The organism is Caballeronia sp. AZ7_KS35 (genome assembly GCF_023631045.1).
Classification (GTDB): Bacteria; Pseudomonadota; Gammaproteobacteria; order Burkholderiales; family Burkholderiaceae; genus Caballeronia; species Caballeronia zhejiangensis.
Genome location: NZ_JALQDV010000038.1, coordinates 79755 through 95823, shown reverse-complemented (window position 1 = coordinate 95823; position 16069 = coordinate 79755). Strand labels below are relative to the sequence as shown.

At 62.0% G+C, this 16069-nt stretch carries 17 protein-coding genes; 15 read left to right on the top strand and 2 right to left on the bottom strand.

Features of this window, described 5'->3' with window-relative positions; all coding sequences use genetic code 11:
- The first annotated feature begins 95 nt into the window (after nt 1-95).
- From NCT05_RS23140 to NCT05_RS23130, 3 genes are read left to right on the top strand one after another with little or no spacing between them, the layout of a single operon-like run.
- Nucleotides 96-383 carry a DUF3649 domain-containing protein gene (locus NCT05_RS23140; protein WP_175980978.1) on the top strand — a complete coding sequence of 96 codons (288 nt, stop codon included), beginning with the start codon at nt 96-98 and terminating at the stop codon, nt 381-383.
- Entirely contained in the window at nt 350-2008 is a 1659-nt protein-coding gene (locus NCT05_RS23135) for a PepSY-associated TM helix domain-containing protein (protein ID WP_502800891.1), read from the top strand. Before NCT05_RS23140 ends, NCT05_RS23135 begins: the two co-directional genes overlap by 34 nt.
- Nucleotides 2005-2301 carry a DUF3325 domain-containing protein gene (locus tag NCT05_RS23130; protein ID WP_034470898.1) on the top strand — a complete coding sequence of 99 codons (297 nt, stop codon included), beginning with the start codon at nt 2005-2007 and terminating at the stop codon, nt 2299-2301. The genes NCT05_RS23135 and NCT05_RS23130 overlap by 4 nt, the downstream gene beginning before the upstream one ends.
- On the opposite strand, the gene NCT05_RS23125 is transcribed toward NCT05_RS23130, so the two are convergent.
- Nucleotides 2289-3413 carry a DSD1 family PLP-dependent enzyme gene (locus NCT05_RS23125; protein ID WP_250503251.1) on the bottom strand — a complete coding sequence of 375 codons (1125 nt, stop codon included), beginning with the start codon at nt 3411-3413 and terminating at the stop codon, nt 2289-2291. The two genes, NCT05_RS23130 and NCT05_RS23125, sit on opposite strands and share 13 nt — an antisense overlap.
- Before the next feature lie 22 nt (nt 3414-3435).
- The gene (locus NCT05_RS23120; RefSeq protein ID WP_250503250.1) at nt 3436-3732 is read right to left on the bottom strand and encodes a hypothetical protein; all 297 of its coding nucleotides are present in this window, start codon (nt 3730-3732) and stop codon (nt 3436-3438) included.
- 166 nt (nt 3733-3898) lie between these two features.
- Here NCT05_RS23120 and NCT05_RS23115 point away from each other — a divergent pair, with 166 nt between their 5' ends.
- From NCT05_RS23115 to NCT05_RS23060, 12 genes are all read left to right on the top strand, one after another.
- Complete coding sequence (locus tag NCT05_RS23115) at nt 3899-4204, top strand: non-heme iron oxygenase ferredoxin subunit (protein WP_250440994.1); 306 nt, start codon at nt 3899-3901, stop codon at nt 4202-4204.
- Between the two features lie 14 nt (nt 4205-4218).
- A complete protein-coding gene (locus NCT05_RS23110) occupies nt 4219-5463 on the top strand; it encodes an NAD(P)/FAD-dependent oxidoreductase (RefSeq protein ID WP_250503249.1) in 1245 nt (414 codons plus the stop codon).
- Nucleotides 5450-6742: an aromatic ring-hydroxylating dioxygenase subunit alpha gene (locus tag NCT05_RS23105; protein ID WP_034470908.1), complete on the top strand. Its 1293-nt coding sequence runs from the start codon at nt 5450-5452 to the stop codon at nt 6740-6742. The genes NCT05_RS23110 and NCT05_RS23105 overlap by 14 nt, the downstream gene beginning before the upstream one ends.
- On the top strand, nt 6743-7252 hold the full coding sequence (locus NCT05_RS23100; RefSeq protein WP_034470910.1) for an aromatic-ring-hydroxylating dioxygenase subunit beta: 510 nt from the start codon (nt 6743-6745) through the stop codon (nt 7250-7252).
- A gap of 20 nt (nt 7253-7272) precedes the next feature.
- Nucleotides 7273-9678 carry a xanthine dehydrogenase family protein molybdopterin-binding subunit gene (locus NCT05_RS23095; protein ID WP_250503248.1) on the top strand — a complete coding sequence of 802 codons (2406 nt, stop codon included), beginning with the start codon at nt 7273-7275 and terminating at the stop codon, nt 9676-9678.
- The gene (locus NCT05_RS23090) at nt 9675-10511 is read left to right on the top strand and encodes an FAD binding domain-containing protein (RefSeq protein WP_250503247.1); all 837 of its coding nucleotides are present in this window, start codon (nt 9675-9677) and stop codon (nt 10509-10511) included. Before NCT05_RS23095 ends, NCT05_RS23090 begins: the two co-directional genes overlap by 4 nt.
- 10 nt (nt 10512-10521) lie before the next feature.
- A complete protein-coding gene (locus NCT05_RS23085; RefSeq protein WP_250503246.1) occupies nt 10522-11712 on the top strand; it encodes a xanthine dehydrogenase family Fe-S subunit in 1191 nt (396 codons plus the stop codon).
- A gap of 71 nt (nt 11713-11783) precedes the next feature.
- The gene (locus NCT05_RS23080; RefSeq protein WP_250503245.1) at nt 11784-12749 is read left to right on the top strand and encodes an amidohydrolase family protein; all 966 of its coding nucleotides are present in this window, start codon (nt 11784-11786) and stop codon (nt 12747-12749) included.
- 34 nt (nt 12750-12783) lie between these two features.
- On the top strand, nt 12784-13536 hold the full coding sequence (locus NCT05_RS23075; protein ID WP_034471022.1) for a maleate cis-trans isomerase family protein: 753 nt from the start codon (nt 12784-12786) through the stop codon (nt 13534-13536).
- Nucleotides 13537-13547: 11 nt separating this feature from the next.
- On the top strand, nt 13548-14396 hold the full coding sequence (locus NCT05_RS23070) for an alpha/beta fold hydrolase (protein WP_034470923.1): 849 nt from the start codon (nt 13548-13550) through the stop codon (nt 14394-14396).
- Complete coding sequence (locus tag NCT05_RS23065; protein ID WP_250503244.1) at nt 14383-15417, top strand: 2,5-dihydroxypyridine 5,6-dioxygenase NicX family protein; 1035 nt, start codon at nt 14383-14385, stop codon at nt 15415-15417. Before NCT05_RS23070 ends, NCT05_RS23065 begins: the two co-directional genes overlap by 14 nt.
- Before the next feature lie 18 nt (nt 15418-15435).
- The gene (locus NCT05_RS23060) at nt 15436-16059 is read left to right on the top strand and encodes an N-carbamoylsarcosine amidohydrolase (protein WP_008348163.1); all 624 of its coding nucleotides are present in this window, start codon (nt 15436-15438) and stop codon (nt 16057-16059) included.
- Nucleotides 16060-16069 lie beyond the last annotated feature (10 nt).

Below are 16069 nucleotides of genomic sequence, written 5' to 3'. Positions count from 1 at the left end.
CCTGATTCCGTCTCGTCGTTGCAGACGTGCATCCGGCCAATCTTTCGCATAAGAACGCCTTGAAAGCCTATGACGCGCCGACGCGTACACGACCAATGAGCGCGCTCGTCCGGCACGGCCCGCTCGTCTCTCGCATCGTGGCCGCGATATTCGGCGGATACGCGCTCGCCGCGCTCGCGAGCGTCGCGGCACTCGCCCTGCCGATGAGCAAGCCACAAGCCGTGCTCGCCGGCATGCTCGTGAGCTTCGTCGTCTACGTGTGCGCGGTGATCTGGGTGTTCGCGGTTCGCAGCGCGCGTCGGGCATGGAGCGGGCTCGCGTTCATCGCCGTGCCGCTGTTGATGGCCGCATGGACGGTATGGCCGGGAGGACACGTCTCGTGAGAAGCGCGCGCGATTCCAAAGCGAAAGGCCGCGGCATTCGCCAGAGCATGTCCGATCTGCATACGTGGGCGGGCCTGCTCGCAGGCTGGATTCTCTACGCGATGTTCCTTACCGGGACCGTCAGCTACTTCAAGGACGAAACGTCGCAATGGATGCGGCCCGAGCAAGCGCAGCAGCGCGACATGCCGGATGCGGCGCTCGTCGCGCAACGCGTCGTCGAGACGCTCGGCAAGATCGCGGCGGGCAGTACGCAGTGGAGCTTCGCATTGCCGGACGAACGCACGAGCGTCATCGATTCGTTCTGGCGCACGCCGGGCGCATCCAAGGGCAAGCGCGCATTCGAATCAGCCCGTTTCGATCCGGTCACGGGCGAGCGCACAACCGCGCGCGAGACCCTCGGCGGTGAATTTTTCTATCGCTTTCATTTCCAGTTTTATTACATGCCGGTGTTATGGGGGCGCTGGCTCGCGGGCCTGTGCGCCATGTTCATGCTCGTCGCGATCGTGAGCGGCGTCATTACGCACAAGAAAATTTTCGTCGACTTTTTCACTTTTCGATGGGGCAAGGGTCAGCGTTCTTGGCTCGACGCGCATAACGCGCTGTCGGTATTCGGTCTGCCATTTCACGCGATGATCACCTACACCGGCCTCGTCACGTTGATGGCGATGTACATGCCGTGGGGCGCGCAGACCGCCTTCAGGACACCCGCCGAACGCGCCGCGATGACTTCGCAACTCAGCGCGTTCATTCAGCCTCGCGAGTCTTCCGGACAGAACGCGCCGCTTGCACGCGTCGATGCGATGGTGCGCGAAGCGCAAGCGCGCTGGGGCCGCGACAAGGTCGGTCGCGTGACGATCACCAATCCCGGCGACAGCACCGCGCGCGTGGCTGTTTCGCGAGGTGAGGCGTCGCGCGTGTCGATGAGTCCGCAGTACATGCTCTTCGATGGCGTGACGGGCAAGCTCATCGAAGTGAAGGACAGCGTCGGCGGCGCGGCCGAAACGCGCGGCGTGCTGTATGCGCTGCATCTCGGACGCTTCAGCGATATGCAACTGCGCTGGCTGTACTTCATCGTCAGTCTCGCGGGCACGGCGATGGTCGGCACGGGGCTTGTCATGTGGACGGTCAAGCGCCGTCAGAAGCTGGCCGACCCGGCGCGGCCGTACGTCGGCTTCTGGCTCGTCGAACGTTTGAATATCGCGAGCATCGCGGGACTTTCCATCGCGATGACGAGCTTTCTGTGGGGCAATCGGCTGCTGCCGCTCGGCATCGCCGCGCGTGACGATGCCGAGGTCAATGTTTTCTTCGCGATGTGGGGCGCGACGCTGCTATATGCGTTCGTGCGTCCCGCAAGGCGCGCGTGGATCGAACTGCTTTGGCTCGCCACGACGATGCTCGCGCTCGTGCCGGCGCTCAATGCGCTGACCACGAACCGGCCCTTGTGGCGCAGCATCGCGCAAGGCGATTGGGTGTTCGCCGGCTTCGATCTGATGATGTGGGCATTCGCCCTGCTGCATGCGGCATTGGCGATACGCGTGACACGCCATCGTCCGCGCGCGAAGCCCGTTGGCAAGCGCATCGCGGCGCGTGCCGTCATGCCCGAGCGCGAAAAGGAAAGCGCATGACGCATCTCTTGAGCATCGTTTTCTGCCTGATGGCCTTCGCTTGCCTCGCGGTCTCGATGGATCGTCATCAGATGATGCTATTCGGCCGCGCGCTTCGCGCAGGGCAAACGCGCGGCTTTCGAATAGCAGGATGGTGCGGTCTCGTGCTCGCGCTGCGCTTCATCGTCGACTATCAAGGATGGGCGCTCGGCCTCGTCAGCTATAGCGGCTGCACGAGTGTTTCGGCGGGAATCGTGTTTGGCGGTCTCATCGTTTATGAGCGGCTTTCCGCTCGTCGATCTCACCAGCCGTGAAAGCGCGGCCATGCGATGGTGCTGCCGTCGGCGGCTAACGCCTGGTACTCGGGGTATTGCGCGCCCGTCGCGCATGCATGATTCGGCAGGATGCGCAGCTTCATGCCGATGGGAAACCGCTTCGTGATCTCATCGCCACATTCGACGGCGAGAATGCCGTGCTCCTGATTCGCACCGACGAGTTCGCAGCCTTCGAGAGGCGTACCGTCGAGCGCGCATGCAAGTCCATAACCGTAATCGTGCGTCTGCTTCGACGTGCCGCGGTCGCGGCTCATCGCCATCCATCCCGCATCGACGATGACCCAGCCCTTGTCGGGTTGATGACCGATGACGCTCGTGAGCACGCTCAACGCGACATCGTTTGCATCGCAAACACCGACGTTCGCCATCACGAGATCGAAGAACACATAAACGCCGGCGCGCACTTCGGTGACGCCTTCCAGATGCTTCGCGGCGAGCGCGGTCGGCGTCGAGCCGACGCTCACGGTCCTGCATGCGATGCCCGCAGCGCGAAGCCGTTCGGCCGCGCGCACGCATCCCGCGCGCTCCTGTTCCGCGAGCGCGGCGAGCGCTTCTTGATCGTTCAATTCGTAGCTGGAGCCAGCGTGCGTCATCACGCCGCCGACTTCGATGCCGCGTTCCTGAAGCACGCGGCCGATCTCGATGAGCGCGTCGTCATCGGGCGCGAGGCCTGAACGATGACCATCCGTATCGATTTCGAGCCACACTTCGAATATGTCGTTCGCGTGCTTGCAATACGCGACGATCGCCGATGCCGCCGCCGCGTTGTCGGCGATGATCTTCAGATCGCAGCCTTTTTGCTTGAGGGCCATCGCGCGCGGCAACTTCGCGGGCACGATACCCACCGCGTAGAGAATGTCGTCGATGCCCGCCGCGAAGAATGCTTCCGCTTCTTTCAGCGTGGATACGGTGATGCCTTGCGCGCCTGCTGCAATCTGCGCGCGCACGACGCCGGCGCATTTCGTCGTCTTCACATGCGGCCGGAACTTCACGCCGAGCGCGTTCATGCGCGTCTGCATCCGGTCGATGTTGTGCTGCATTCGCGCGATATCGATGATCGCGGCGGGCGTGTCGAGTGCTTCGAGATTCATGATGTCCTTGGTCGAGCGATGATCAGGCGATCGGTCCCGTCGGCAGCGCTATCGCCGTTGCGTGGCAGCGCCAGGTCTGTCCCCTGAAGCCGAGCCGCTTCACGCGATCGATCAGCGAGCGCTGGCCGACAGCGCACATCGCCACGGGCGGAATCAGGCCGAACAACATGCAAAAGAACGTGAGCTCGTTGGCGGGATAGCGCAGCGCGATGGCTTTCGCGAGCGGATCGACAATTGCGAGGCACAGCATCGATGCAAGGATGAAGCCAATGCTCGCGAGCGGCAGCGGGTTCGTGCGCGTGACGGCGGTGGAAGGCATGACGCTGATCGATGGGACGAATCTTCGAATCATCGCACGAACGCGTTCTTGCCGGATTCTCTACGGGAAAGCCATTATTTTTGATCGGTTGACTCGGCGAAAAGTCCTGCTAGCATACGAACAACAGATTCATCAGCATACTGATCGATTTTCGAAGGGGCGACGAATGGCACTCAAGTTCGCGGCGAAGCTCGCCGATCTAGTGGAAGACGAACCGTTCGGCGTGACGATCGGCGAAGAGCGCATCGCGCTCTATTTGCTCGACGGAGAAGTCCATGCCACGCACAACGTTTGCACGCACCAGTTCGCGCTCTTGAGCGACGGCTATATGGAAGACGGCTGCATCGAATGTCCGCTGCATCAGGGGCGTTTCGATATCCGCACGGGCGCTGCCCTTTGCGCGCCAGTCACGCAACCGATTCGCGTATACGGCGTGCAGGTGGAAGGCGGCGAGATCTACGTCGATCTTTGATGCACGCGCAAATCATGACTCGGACTGCATTGATCATCGGAGCGGGGCAGGCTGGCGCGCGCGCGGCAGAAGCGTTGCGCACACATGGTTATGAAGGGCGCATCGTGCTGGTCGGCGATGAGCGTCATGCGCCGTATGAAAGGCCGCCGCTGTCAAAGGATGTCCTCATCGCGAAGGACGATGACGATTGCTTCAACGGCTGGGTGCATGCCGTCGAGCGATACGGCGATGCGCGCATCGAATGGCTCAACGATCGAGTGCTGCGGCTCGATACGCAATCGTGCGTCGCGACGCTCGAACGTAATGGCGAACTGCGCTACGACCATTGCATCCTGACGACGGGTGGTCGTGCGCGGCAGTTGCCGGGCGCGCCGGAAGGTCCGCATACGTTCTATCTGCGCACGCTCGACGATGCGATGCGCTTGCGTGCGCGGCTCGCAACGGCGCAATCGGTGGCTGTGATCGGCGCTGGATTTCTAGGGTTGGAATTCGCGGCGAGCGCAAGAACGCGCGGCCTCGACGTGAGCGTGTTCGAAACGGCATCGGGCTTGCTGAGCCGCGCGCTGCCGCCCATGTTCGCCGAACGTCTGCGCATGAAGCACGAAACTCACGGCGTGCGCTTCATATTCGACGTGAAGCATCTGCAAGTCACGGAGCACGCGGACGGCGTGCAAGTCGATGCAACGCCGTTCGACTTGGGCGTGATCGCTATCGGCCAGGAGCCGAACGACGAACTCGCCAAAGCTGCGGGCATGGCGACGAACAACGGCATCGTCGTCGATCGGCATTGCCGCACGTCCGGCGAGAATGTCTATGCGGCAGGCGATTGCGCCAACTTCCCATACGGCGCAAACGGTCGCGCGACGCGTCTCGAATCGTGGCAGAACGCGCAGGAACAGGCGATCGTGGCGGCGCGCAACATCGCCGGAGAAGAGATTGCTTATGCACCGACGCCGTGGTTCTGGACCGACCAATACGACTGGAACATCCAGATGCTCGGCCTGCCCGATGGCGAGATCGATCAGTGGATCGAACGCGCGGGCGTCGATGACAAGACCGTGCTGATGGGTCTGCGCGGCGGCGTCATCGCGCATGTGCTCGCGATCAATCAAGGCGGCGAGTTGCGCGCCATCAGAAGGCTCGTCGAAGAAGGCGTTGCGGTCGATCCCCGCATGCTCGCCGACCCCACGATCAAGCTGCGCCAGCTCGACAAGCTGGTTCGCTCAACACACTCGGGAGATCAAGGTGTACTCGTCTGAAACGATCATCGGCATTCATACGCCTCAATCGAAAAACCCGCCGATAGAAGGGCTCGTTTGGCCCGAAGAAGGGCTGCAATGCATCCCGGACTGGGTGTACACGAGCGAGGCGGTCTATACGCGCGAAGTCGAACGGATCTTCCACGGGCGCACCTGGAACTTCGTCGCGCTCGAAGCGGAAGTGCCCAATTCCGGCGATTTCAAGCGCTCTTATGTCGGCCCGACGCCGGTCGTCGTATCGCGCGCGGAGGACGGCTCGATCAACGTGTTCGAAAACCGCTGCGCGCATCGCGGGGCGGAGTTCTGCCGGCATAGCCGCGGCAACAACAAGGAGTTCGTGTGCCCGTATCACCAATGGTCGTATGACCTCAAGGGCAATCTGCAAGGCGTGCCGTTCCGGCGTGGGGTGAACAAGCTGGGCGGCATGCCGAAGGATTTCCGCAACGATGATCACGGTCTTCGCAAACTTGCGGTTGCGACGCGCAATGGGGTCGTGTTCGCATCGTTCGCGCACGACATGGAATCGCTTGAAGACTATCTCACGCCCGAGATACTCGAGGACTTCGACGCGGTGTTCAACGGCAAGCGCCTGCGCGTGCTCGGCTTCTACAAGAACGAGCTGCCGTGCAACTGGAAGATGTATCACGAGAACTTGAAGGATCCGTATCACGCGACGTTGCTGCACTCGTTCCTCGTCGTGTTCGGCCTGCTCGTGGCGGGCAATCGTTCGGCGATGGTCGCGGACAGCAAATACGGCATTCACGGCACGATGGCCTCCGCAAAAAGCGATTCGCTCTACGCCACCATCGATGAAGACAAGAAGAAGGAGATGCGTTCCTTCCACGACGGCATGATCTTGCGTGACGAGCGCTTCCTCGAATTCATCAAGGAGTTCGATTCCGAATGGTCGGTGACGATGCAGACCATCTGGCCGAACCTCATCGTGCAGCGCGAGATGAATACGCTCGGCATTCGGCATATCGTGCCGAACGGACCGAACAGCATGATCATGCTCTGGACGATGTTCGGTTATGAAGACGACACGGAAGACATGGTGCGTCACCGTTTGCGTCAGGGCAATCTGATGGGACCGTCGGGCTTTCTCGGCCTCGAAGACAACGAAGCGATGAAGTTCGTTCAGGAAGGCGTGCGCCGCTCGGTGAGCGACCGCAGCATCATCAAGCTGGATGGCGACAAGATCGGAACGGCCGACAACCTGATCTCCGAAGCCGCCATTCGCGCCATGTACAAGCACTATCGTGAAGTGATGGGGTTCTAGATGCTGCCAGGATTCGAAAAACAGAACATCGCGCACGACAAGGCGCTGATCGCACGCGCGGCGGTCGAAGACTTTCATGCGGAGTATTGCGCGGCGCTCGATGGCGGGGACATCGAGCGCTGGCCTGAATTCTTTACCGAGAACTGTCTTTATCGCGTGACCGAATACGAGAACGCGGCCAATGGATTTCCCGTCGGGCTCGTGTACGCCGAAGGACGCGACATGCTGCGCGATCGTGCGGTCGCGATTGCACGCACGCAGATGTTCGCGCCGCGTCAAATGCTGCACTTCGTTTCCAACGTGCGTATCTTGAACGCGACCGACGAGGAAATCGTCGCGCAGAGCAACTACATGCTGCTGCAAACGCTCGTCGAAGGCGCGACTACGCTGCATCAGGCGGGCAGGCTTTTTGACCGCTTCGCGCGCAATGGTAACGTTCTTCTGCTGAAGGAAAGACAGGCTGTCTACGACACCGCGATGATCGCGAACGATCTCGCCTACCCTGTCTGAACATCGTTGGGAGAGAGCGCATGAGTGACACGGAACACATGGAAGCGCCAGCCGAAAGCGGTGGCGTCGGCGTGCGCGTGAGGCGGCGCGAAGACGAGCGGCATCTTCATGGCAAGGGCAAGTTCGTCGCCGACTACACGTTTCCCGATCTGCAGGAGGTCGCGTTCTTGCGCAGTCCGGTTGCGCATGCGCGTATCGTGCATATCGGCAAGCCGGCGAGTCATGCGGCACAGGTGATCGTGCGCGACGACATGCACGACGCCACGGATATCGTCGCCGATTCGAGCCTGCCGACGTACAAGCCTTCGTCGCATCCGCCGCTCGCATCGGGCAAGGTGCGCTTCGTCGGCGAGCCGGTCGCGATGTGCTTCGCGAAGACCCGCGCGCAAGCCGAAGATATCGCCGAGGAAATCGAGCTCGATCTCGACGAGCTGCCAGCCTTCGCCAGCGCGTTCACCGCTCGCGAACGCACCGACGTGCGCGTGCACGATCACTGGACGGACAATCTCTTTCTGGACCTCAAGGCGGACATCGACTTCGACGAGCGTTCAAAGGACGCGCCCGTTGTCGTCAAGCAGAGGGTCGATCTCGCGCGTCAATGCATGGTGCCGATGGAAGGCAAGGCCGTGCTCGCGTATTGGGACCATACGCATTCGCAACTCGTGGTCATCACCTCGACGCAAGTGCCGCATATGATTCGCACGGTGCTGTCGCAATGTCTCGGCATCGATCATGCGCAGGTGCGCGTCATTTCACCCGATGTCGGCGGCGCGTTCGGCTACAAGTGCGTGTTGCAGCAGGAAGAGCTGTGCATTGCGTGGCTCGCGCTGACGTACAAGAAGCCTTTTCGTTTCATCGAGGATCGGCGCGAGCATTTGATCGCGGGCGCGAACTCGCGTCAGCACCACTACGAACTCACTGCGTATGCCGATACAAACGGCCGTCTGCTCGCGCTCGATGCGGAGCTTTTGATCGACGGCGGGGCGTACTCCGCATGGCCCTTTACGATCGGTCTTGAAACAGGGCAGGCGCTCGGCAACCTTCCGGGGCCTTACGATTTCAGCGGCTATCGCTGCCGTACGCAATGCGCCGCGACCAACAAGCCGGGCTTTCTGCCGTATCGCGGCGTAGCGCGCACGGGCGTGTGCTTCGCAATCGAACTCACGATGGATGCGATCGCGCGCGCGGTCGGACGCGAAGCGTGGGAAGTGCGCCATGACAATCTCGTGCGTGGCGCGGACATGCCTTATACCAATGTCGTGAAGAAACACTACGACAGCGGCGACTTCCAGGAGAGCCTGCGACGCGCAGTGGCGCAACTCGATGTGCCGAAGTGGCGCGCACGGCAGAAAGAGGGCGAGAAGGATGGGCGTCTCGTCGGCATCGGATTCGCGACGTTCACCGAGCAATCGGCGCATGGCACGGCCGTGTTCGCATCATGGGGCTTGCCGGTCGTGCCGGGATACGATCTCGCGACCGTGCGTATCACGGCCGATGGAGGACTCGAACTGCGCGCGGGCATCCACTCGCACGGACAAGGCATGGAGACGACGCTCGCGCAGATCGCGAACGAAGTGCTCGGCGTGCCGCTGCAAAAGATCAAGGTCGTGCATGGCGATACCGCCCTTACGCCGTATTCGACAGGCACGTATGCATCGCGCAGCATCGTCATGGCTGGCGGCGCAGTGGCCGCGACGTGCCGCGAACTCGTGCCGCGCCTGCTCTTCATCGGTGCTCATCTGCTTGGGGAAGAACAGGAGGTGGTGCGCTTCGAGAACGGTGAAGTGATCGGCTTAACGGGCCGCGTGACGATTCAGGAGATCGCGGCTGCATGGTATCTCCGTCCCGAGCGCTTGCCTGCGGGCGTGAATCTCGCGGGTCTCGAAGCGACGCAAGGCTTCAAGCCGAAGGTCGATACCGGCGCGTTCAGCTATGCGACGCACGCGGCGGCAGTCGCCGTCGATCCGAAGACAGGCGACGTCGAGATTCTCGACTATGTGATCGTCGAAGATTGCGGTCGCATGATCAATCCGATGGTCGTCGAAGGGCAGACAATCGGTGGCACGGCGCAAGGCATCGGCACCGCGTTCTATGAGGAAACGCTCTACGACGACAACGCGCAACCGCTCACGTCGACACTCGCCGACTACATGTTGCCGGGACCGACCGAGTTGCCGTCGCTGACGATCATCCATATGGAAACGCCGTCGCCTTATACGGAATTCGGCGCGAAGGGCGTGGGCGAGGGCGGAGCGATCGCGCCGCCGGCTGCACTCTTCAATGCAGTGAACGATGCGCTCACGCCCATCGGCGCGCTCGTGTCGGAAACGCCGTTGACGCCGCGCCGTTTGCTGGCCGCGATCGAGGCCGCGAAGGCTCGCAAGGCGGCGCGCAAGGAAGAACTCAGTCAGGAGGTGGCGGGATGAAAGCCGCTGCGTTCGAGTATGTAAGGGCGATGTCATTGCCCGACGCGCTCAAGGAGTTGACTCGCGCAAAGCCGATATCGGGCAGTCAGTCGATGGGCCCGATGCTTAACTTGCGGCTTGCACGGCCTGGCCGCGTAGTGGATGTATCGCGCATCGCGGACCTGCGCAGTGTCTCCGACGCGGGCGATCACGTGCGTATCGGCGCGGCGGTCACGCATGCGGAGATCGAAGACGGCAAGCACGCACTGCTGCGTCATCCGTACATGCAGCATGTGGCGGGCGGCATCGCGTATCGTGCGATTCGCAATCGCGGGACCATCGGCGGCAGTCTTGCTCATGCCGATCCCGCCGCCGACTGGCCGCTTGCATTGTCCGCTGTCGATGCCCGTCTGGAGCTATCGAAAGCAGGCGGCGCGCGGCAAGTCCGCGTGAGCGAATTCATGCTGGGTGCGTTCACGACGTTGCTCGTTGACGGCGAGATCATTACCGCCGTGTTGCTGCCGAAGCTCGGTCCGACGCTTCGCTGGGGTTATTACAAGCTGTGCCGCAAGACCGGCGAATTCGCACATGCAAGCGCAGCGGCTGCATTCGATGCACGCACGGGACTCGCGCGCATCGTGCTCGGCGCGCTCGATGCCCCGCCGGCCGCACTCGATGATCTCGCACGGCAGATCGCGCAACGCGGCCCGTCTGCCGCCAACGGCGAAGCGCTCGCGCAAGCCGTGACGAGTGCGATGCCGAACGCGGACGGCATCGATCGGCAGATTCATACCGCAGCGCTCGAACGTTGTCTTCTGCAGGCGTTCGGCGTGTCCAACGCGAATACGGTTTAAAGAGACTGCCATGTCCGTCATCGAACTTACTATCAACGATCGATCCGTGCGCGAGGATGTCGAATCGCGCGTGCATCTCGGCGACTTTCTTCGCGATGCACACAACTTGACCGGCACGCACCTCGGTTGCGAGCACGGCGTGTGCGGCGCCTGCACCGTGCTCGTCGATGGCGAGCCGGTGCGCTCGTGCATCACATTCGCCGTCGGTTGCGATCAGCAGAAAATACGCACCATCGAAGGCTTCGAGGACGACGAACTGATGAAGCGTCTGCGTCGTGCGTTCTCGATCCATCACGGCCTGCAATGCGGTTATTGCACGCCCGGCATGCTGATCACCGCGCGGGATATCGTGCGCCGCTTTCCCGATGCGGACGAAGCACGCATCCGGCTCGAACTGTCGGGCAATCTGTGCCGCTGCACAGGCTATATGGGCATCGTCGCTGCGATCAAGGCGGTTCTCGCCGATCTGAAAGCGGAACCGATTGCGGATGCGCCTATCGCACGCGCAATAGTTAGCGATGCAACTATTTCGGCGCCAGCGTTTCAGACGTTCGCCGCTACACCGGTTGCCGCGCCGCAGGCACCCGTGGCCGCGAGCACTGCATCGACGGATCAACCCGCCGCGCAACGCAAAGGGTGGACCGCAATAGACGACAGCTTCGTCGTTCCCTTCGCGCTCGACAAGGTGTGGGCGTTCATGGGCGATCTGCCTTCGGTCACGTCGTGTCTTCCGGGCGCGGAACTCGTGGAGCACGACGGCGAAAGCGTGAAGGGCAAGATCGCGATCAAGTTCGGACCGATGTCGGCGAACTTCGCTGGCGCGGCGCGCCTGGAACGCGACGATGCCGCGCATCGCGCGGTCATGCGTGGAGCGGGGCAGGACAACATCAGCCGTTCGCGAGCGAATGGCGATGTGACATATGCATTGACGAGCGAAGGCGGGGGCGCGCAAACGCGGGTCGCGGTCACGCTCGAATACATGTTGCAAGGACCGCTCGCGCAGTTCTCGCGTTCGGGCCTCGTGAAGGATTTCGTGCGCAGGATGATCGCGGATTTCGGCGCGCGCATCACGGCGCAGCTCGGCGGTAACGCGGCGCCCGAGGCGGCGCTGTCCTCAGCGTCCGCGAAGTTCAATGCGGGCAGCCTCGTGTGGAGCGTCATCTGGGCGCGCATCAAACAGCTTTTCGGAAAGGGCGATTGAGCACGCGAGATGAGCCGGTCCCGGCTCGTCGCACGACCATATCGTCAGCCTACTGATCAAATGGAGTTCAAATGAACAAGCGGATTCGCAAGATCGCCCTGGAAGAGCATTTCGGCACGCCCGGTTTCCAGAGCTATTCGAAGAGCTTCACGCAGCACATCGCGCCTGAAGTCCTGCGCGATCTCGCCGCGCGCCTGACCGATTTCGACGAACAGCGCATCGTCGAAATGGATCGCGCGGGCATCGACTACACGATACTTTCGCAAACGGGCCCGAGCGTGCAGGGCGAGCCGGATGCGGCGCTCGCGATCAGCCGCGCGAAGGCGAGCAACGACTTTCTCGCGCAGCAGATCGCGCGTCATCCGTTGCGCTTCGGCGGCTTTGCGACGTTGCCGATGCATACCGCGAAGGCCGCATCCGATGAACTGACGCGCGCCGTGCGCGAACTCGGCTTCAAGGGCGCGCTCGTCAATGGTCACACACTCGGCACCTACTACGACGACCGCGCTTACGATCCCTTCTGGGCGACGATGCAGGAACTCGACGTACCTTTATATCTGCATCCGACGGATGCATTCGTGACCCCGCGCGTGCTCGACGGTCATCCCGAACTCACCGGCGCGACTTGGGGCTGGGGCATCGAAACCGGCAGCCACGCATTGCGCCTGCTGTTCAGCGGCGTGTTCGATCGCTTCCCCAATCTGAAGATCATTCTCGGGCACATGGGCGAAGGTCTGCCGTTCTTGCGCTGGCGCTTCGACAGCCGTTTCGCGGTTTATTCGCATGGCCTGAGTCTTGAACGGGCGCCTTCGGATTACATCGGCACCAACATCCTGATCACGACCTCGGGCGTGTGCTCGGCCCCGGCGCTCATCGGCGCGATCGGCGAAATGGGCGCGCAAGCGGTGATGTTCTCGGTTGACTATCCGTATGAATCGACGGAGATCGCAGCGGACTTCATAGAACGCGCGCCGCTCGACGACGCCACGCGAGCGCTCGTCTGTCACGGCAATGCGGAACGCCTCTTCCGCCTTTGACCACCCCGAAGAACACAAGCACATGGAGCAGCACATGACCAAGCACTACCGCATCGGCCAGATCGTGCCGAGTTCGAACACGACGATGGAGACCGAGATTCCCGCGATGTTGCTCGCGCGCCAGACGATTCGCCCCGAGCGCTTCACGTTTCATTCGAGCCGCATGCGGATGAAAAAGGTCGTGAAGGAAGAACTCGCCGCGATGGATGCTGAGTCGGACCGCTGCGCAGTTGAACTCTCCGATGCGCGCGTCGATGTGCTCGGCTATGCGTGTCTCGTCGCGATCATGGCGATGGGTCATGGCTATCATCGCGTATCGCAAAAGCGCTTGCACGAGCGCACCGTCGACAACGGCGGCGATGCGCCCGTCATCACGAGCGCGGGCGCGCTGGTCGATGCATTGAAGGTGATCGGCGCGAAGCGCGTGGTCGTCGTCACGCCTTATATGAAGCCGTTGACCGAACTCGTGGTCGACTATATCCGCAATGAGGATTACGACGTGATCGACTATCGCGCGCTCGAGATTCCCGACAATCTCGAAGTCGCGCGTCATGATCCGAGCCGCCTTCCCGAGATCGTCATGTCGATGCGATATGAGGAAGCCGATGCCATCGTGCTGTCGGCATGCGTGCAGATGCCTTCGTTGCCGGTGATCGCGAAGGTCGAGGCAATGACGGGCAAGCCGGTCGTCACCGCGGCCGTCGCGACGACCTATGCGATGCTCAAGCAACTCGGTCTCGAAGCCGTCGTGCCGGGCGCGGGCGCGTTGCTGTCCGGCGCATATTGAGCGAGGGCGACATGTCGACTTATCTGTACGGCGCGAACGTTCAGGCGAATGGCATCCGTCAGCACTATCTGCGTTACGGTGGCGCACGCACGGGACTCGATCCGGTGATCATCGTGCCGGGCATTACGAGTCCTGCGGTGACGTGGGGCTTCGTCGCGGAGCATATTGGCCAAGTGTTCGATACCTATGTGCTCGATGTGCGCGGACGAGGCTTGTCGTCGGCATCGGATTCGCTCGACTACAGCCTCGACGCACAAGCCGCCGATCTGGTTGCGTTCGCAACTACCTTGGGATTCGAGCGCTACAGCGTCGTCGGTCACTCGATGGGCGCGCGCATCGGCATACGCGCTGCGCGTTCGGAGCCCGCAGGCATGACGCGTCTCGCGATGATCGATCCGCCCGTTTCGGGACCGGGACGTCGTGTCTATCCGTCGCAATTGCCGTGGTACATCGATTCGATCCGGCAGTCGCGCGAAGGCATGACGGCCGACGCAATGCGCGCCTTCTGTCCCACATGGACCCATGAACAACTCGCGTTGCGCGCGGAGTGGCTTCATACATGTGACGAACGCGCGATACGCGCGAGCTTTGAAGGCTTCCATACCGACGACATTCACGCCGATCTCGCGCATCTGCGGATTGCCGCGCTGCTCGTCACCGCGGGCAGAGGCGACGTTGTGCGCGACGAAGACGTCGAAGAGATTCGCGCACTCGTGCCGCATCTTCAGCACACGCGCGTGCGTGACGCTGGTCACATGATTCCGTGGGACGACGAAGCCGGCTTTCACGCCGCGCTCGGCGATTTCCTCGGCGCATCCATTCCGACGCTCGTTGAAGGAGGCAATCATGCCAGTCAGTGATTATCAGATGGTCGATGCGTGGACGAAGGTGCTCGAGCTCTCGCGTCTCGAAGCAGGGCAGACCGTCACCATTCTCACGAGCGCGTCGACGCATCCGCAAACGCTATCGACCGCACTGATCGCGACGCAAGCGATGGGCGCAATCGTCAATCGCCTCGACTTGCCGCCGGTGAACGGCGAGAAGGCGTTGAGCCGCGATTCCCTCGCGTATCTCGGCACGACGCCGTTGACCGGCAACCGGGCCGCGATTGCCGCGTTGAAGGAAAGCGATCTCGTGCTCGATCTGATGACCTTGCTGTTCTCGCCCGAGCAACTCGACATACTCAAGGCCGGCACGAAGATCCTGCTCGCGGTCGAGCCACCCGAAGTGCTTACGCGCCTCGTGCCGACACCCGCCGATCGCGAACGCGTGCTCGCCGCACGGGCGCGCATCGCGCGCGCTAAGGAGATGCATATCGTCTCCGCCGCGGGGACGGATTTTCGCTGTCCGCTCGGCGAGTTCGAACCGATCGCCGAATACGGTTTCGTCGATGAACCGGGGCGCTGGGATCACTGGCCAAGCGGATTCGCGCTGACGTTTCCTAACGATGGCAAGGCGCATGGCCGCATCGCGATCGAGCGCGGCGATATTTTGTTGCCGCAGAAAAGCTATGTGCAGGAACGCATCGAACTGACCGTCGAAGGCGGTTATGCAAAGCGCATCGAAGGCGGCATCGACGCGCAATTGCTAAGCGAATACATGGCGACGTTCAACGATCCAGAGGCCTACGCGATTTCGCACATTGGCTGGGGCCTGCAGCCGCGCGCTCACTGGTCGACGCTCGGGCTCTACGATCGCGAGGCGACCATCGGCATGGATGCGCGCGCGTTCGAAGGCAACTTCCTGTTTTCGCTCGGACCGAATAACGAAGCCGGCGGCAGCCGCTCGACGACCTGTCATATCGACATTCCGCTGCGTCATTGCGATGTATTCCTCGATGGCGAAGCCGTCGTGCGCGATGGCGTGGTCCTCGACCGCTAACCCAGGAAAACCCCGCACATGTCCCACGATATCGAAACCTACAAGCGTCAGAGCTTCGGCTCGACGCTCGAACCGAAAGCGCCGGTCGGCCTTTTGATCGTCGATCTGGTGAACGGCTTCGCGAATCCCGAAGTGTTCGGCGGCGGCAATATTCCGCAAGCCATCGAGAACACCGTGCCCTTGCTTGCGCATGCGCGCGAGAAGGGCTGGCCGGTTGCGCATAGCCGTATCGTCTTCGCCGACGATGACTCCGATCACAACGTCTTCACGATGAAAGTGCCGGGCCTGCTCGCGCTGAAGGAAGATTCGCACGACAGCGCGATCGTGCCGCAGCTCACGCCGCGCGCAGGCGAACTCGTCGTGCGCAAAACAGCGCCATCGGCGTTCTTCGGGACGTCGCTCGCGGCATGGCTCACGCAGCATGGCGTGCGAACGCTCGTCGTCGCGGGTGCAGTGACGAGCGGTTGCGTGCGGTCGTCCGTCGTCGATGCGATGCAATACGGATTTCGTCCATTCGTGTTGTCGGATTGCGTCGGTGATCGCGCGATTGCGCCGCACGAGGCGAATCTCTTCGACATGGCGCAGAAATACGCTGCCGTGATGAAGCGTGATGAAGCGCTCGAATTGCTCAAAGATCTTTGATCATCTCGTA